This is a genomic window from Thermofilaceae archaeon, assembly GCA_038731975.1.
Taxonomy (GTDB): Archaea; Thermoproteota; Thermoprotei; order Thermofilales; family Thermofilaceae; genus JANXEW01.
The window spans coordinates 1-2,934 of sequence record JAVYQJ010000076.1 but is presented as its reverse complement, the minus strand read 5'-3'; the positions used below and the strand labels follow the sequence as shown (position 1 = coordinate 2,934).

Here is a 2,934-nt window from a genome sequence, read left to right as displayed (position 1 = left end):
CAAGCACGTTGTGCTGGGCCCGAACGGGCATGGGAAAACCACTCTGTTCAAAGCGATAGCAGGGTTGGCGCCCTACAAGGGTGAAGTCATCATTGAGGGAACCTCCCTCGCTAAGTTGAAAGAGGGTCTAGGGTTGCTGGCCATCAACCTACCTGAGGTGTACAGGCTGGTCCCCCTTTCTGCTTGGGAGACGGCTAAACTGTACTCCGACATTATGGATGTGGATCTCGCGCTGGTTGAGCAGATGCTATCAGAGCTCGGCATTTCTCGCAAAGATCTCGAGAAAAAGAAGCTGTGGGAGCTCTCAGCCGGGACGCTGAAGGCCTACTGCACGGCGCTTTCGGTGGCGAGCGGCGCCAGGAACGTCTTACTCGACGAGCCCTTCGAGCAGCTGGACCCCGCTAGGAAGGGGCGCCTCGCTCAGATGCTGGAGCGCTACAGCGGAACGCTGGTGCTGAACACCCACGAGACGTGGATCCTTAACCGGCTCCCCGACTGGTACGTCCACGTTATGGTGGACGGCCGCCTCTACGGCCCCGCTCCCGCGGGGAGGCTGGCTTCCGCCAAGATAACAACCAGCTCTGTGGAGCATGCGTTCCTCAGAGTGCCGATCGGGGATGCAACCGTAAGCTTCGTTGAGACAGGGGCTGGCGAGCCCGTTTCAAGCCTTTTAACTTTAGATAGGCTTTACGACATCGTTCTGAAGGGTGGTTGAGGTGACGAGCTACCTGATCTACAAGTTTAAGAGTCTCATGACGAACAGAAGCGGGCTCTTCTGGGGTATCGGCTTCATGCTCTTCTGGGCCGTAATGTGGGTTTACGTATTCCTCCGCGTGGAAGAACCCCTACCACCCCGCGAAGTGCTCGAGCAGGTTCTCAAAGTAGTATCAGCGCTCGGCTACTCGTACCTCGGCGTGCTCTCAATGTCCTCAGTCGCAATCGGGTTAACCTCCTACAAGCTTTACTCCTCCAGCGCTTCAGCATTCGTCGTGCGCTTCTCGCGGCTTACGCCTTTTAGGCTCCTTCTCGAAGATTTCGTCTCCGGGGTCGCGGCGATAATCTCGTACACTTTAGCCGTCGTAGCGGCTGTAACAGGGCTCATGTACCTGAGATTCAACATCCTCCTGTTCCCCGAGAAGCCGGTGGAACTTCTCGCCTACATAGTGTTGGCCGGTGTTGAGTGGTACTGGCTTAGCTACCTACTCTGCACGGTTATGCTCGCGTTAAGAAAGCCTAGATCGCAGCTTTTGAACATGCTACCCATGATGATCGGCTTCGGCATCTACGCGACGCTCTGGCTAGACCCCGGGAAACTGGTTTACGCGCTACCCATAGCCCCATTGGCCCCTCTAGTTGTCAGCTCTGCATCAAGCATCGATCCCGTAGCGGGAGGATGGATCCCCTATCAACCCTGGCGGAATCCTGGCGCTGCCACGGTCGTCGAGCCGCTCCCAGCTCTGATCTCAACTTTTGCCTGGATACTCTCGCTCGCCCTTGCATCCCTCCTCCTGGCGAAGAGGGTTACCGGAATCCCGATGGAGGAGGTTGGTTAGCTGGTAGGGAGCATGAAGACGGAGGGCTTCGAGCTGGGTAACGCGGTCGCGCTAGCAGATCTAGCTCAGAAGATGAGAAGGTACTTCCTAACGGTCCAGATGGCTTACGCGTTCCTCTTCAACGCCACGATAATTTGCGCCTACTGGCTGGCGGTGATATCCTTGGCTTTCCTGTTCGACCTTGATGAGCTACTTCTGTTCTGGGTGGCCGCTCTCCTCATCCTTATACCAGTCGTGCTCCTAGCTGCCTACGTGAGTGGGGTTGCCTCCCCGAGTGCCACTTCCCAGGTCTGGAGGACTCGAGGCAAGTACTTCGGGCTGTTCTTCGCCGTGCCTTTCGTTATCACGTATTCCATGCGCCTGCCACCGTACATGTACTCCGTAGCTTGGTACCCCGCGCTCGCGGTCTCACTGCTCCTCGTTCACGTCTTCATCGAGAGAGAATCCTACCGGCGTGGCGAAGTCCTGGCTATGCCCTTCCTCGCCTCATCGGTACTTACGCTGTTGACCTCCCCTCTCATCTTCATCATAGTTGGTAAATCGCCACTCGCTGCTTGGACGCTAGCTCTATCCTTCATGCTCACCAGCTACACTTTTGCCGCCTTCATAGCACTATACAAGGCTAGGAGGGGTCTCGTGGGTTAGGATGGAGGAGCTCTCCGGGCTCCTGCACGAGGTTGACTCGGATCTGCTCAACCCCAAAAGGTTTGCGATCGTCAGCCTCCTCTACGCGATCGGGCCGATGAGCCTCAGGGAGCTAAGGCGAACTCTTAACCTCACGTGGGGGGACCTGGACAGCAACATACGCAGGCTCCACGAGAAGGGTTACGTACGCCTCTGGAGGGGGCTCGGCAGCGGCCCCCGAATCCTAGAAGTGAAAGCTGAGCTCACCGAAGCTGGAATCCGAGAGTACGAGAAGCTAGCTCAACAGCTAAGCGCAGTCCTGCGGAAGGTGGAAGAAGCCAGGAAGCTTCCCGCCAACTGCGATCAGAGCAGCCCAGCTCAAGCGTCACGCTGATGCTGCGGCAACACATGAAAGCTGCGAGGCGTATCACAAAAGCGGAGTCATTCTATTCACTTTCTGACAGTGCCTCCTGTGAAGCTTTTGAAACATCCAGCGTCAGCTTCGCTTGCTTTCTTCGCTGCCCCAATGGGTACGCGACCTTCGGCGTGTGCGACGTGAAGCTTAATATGTGAAGGATCGAAACCTTTCCCGTCTTTATGGTGCTACCCGGCGAGTGGGTTGAGAAGGCTGACGTCTTCTTGCGTGAAGCTAAGAGGCACATTGAGGAGGGGATTTACTGGCTGTCGTGCTTCGAGGCCCAGCAGGCTGCTGAACTATACCTAAAGGCGCTTCACGTAGCGGCTGCAGGCCTCTACC

4 protein-coding genes are annotated in these 2,934 nt (G+C 56.7%); all 4 read left to right on the top strand.

The window, feature by feature from the left end; all coding sequences use genetic code 11:
- The coding region (locus tag QXF46_09595) for an ATP-binding cassette domain-containing protein (protein MEM0227115.1) at window positions 1-715 on the top strand (715 nt) is incomplete at its 5' end.
- Window positions 708-1,553: a hypothetical protein gene (locus QXF46_09590; protein MEM0227114.1), complete on the top strand. Its 846-nt coding sequence runs from the start codon at window positions 708-710 to the stop codon at window positions 1,551-1,553. The genes QXF46_09595 and QXF46_09590, both read left to right, overlap by 8 nt.
- 12 nt (window positions 1,554-1,565) lie before the next feature.
- Window positions 1,566-2,198 carry a hypothetical protein gene (locus QXF46_09585; GenBank protein ID MEM0227113.1) on the top strand — a complete coding sequence of 211 codons (633 nt, stop codon included), beginning with the start codon at window positions 1,566-1,568 and terminating at the stop codon, window positions 2,196-2,198.
- 1 nt (window position 2,199) lies between these two features.
- Entirely contained in the window at window positions 2,200-2,571 is a 372-nt protein-coding gene (locus tag QXF46_09580; protein ID MEM0227112.1) for a MarR family winged helix-turn-helix transcriptional regulator, read from the top strand.
- Window positions 2,572-2,934: the final 363 nt, after the last annotated feature.